We start from the raw sequence: 225 nt of genomic DNA on the forward strand, positions 1-225 counted from the left end.
CCGAAGAACTGCCCGAACCACCCAAAGAGAAGCGCCGGGTGAAAGTTCTTTACGTGGAAGCGGACGAAGACCACGTAGCCGGTCAGGACGGGAAGAAATACTTACCCCGTCTCGTTTACATACACGAAGGGAAAGAAGAAGTGGGGAAAGGGCGGTTTAAGCTCAAGCGTCCTTATTACCTGGGAGGGATTTATCCAGATACGGATGAACTGTGGCTGGACGTTC

1 protein-coding gene is annotated in these 225 nt (G+C 52.4%); it reads left to right on the forward strand.

All coding sequences use genetic code 11. The features are described 5' to 3' along the window. Positions 1-225 (forward strand): UPF0236 family transposase-like protein (locus DXX99_RS11285; protein WP_205664728.1); only part of this gene is annotated, 225 nt, incomplete at both ends.

Source organism: Ammonifex thiophilus (genome assembly GCF_003368535.1).
In the GTDB taxonomy this organism is placed as follows: Bacteria; Bacillota; Desulfotomaculia; order Desulfotomaculales; family Ammonificaceae; genus Ammonifex; species Ammonifex thiophilus.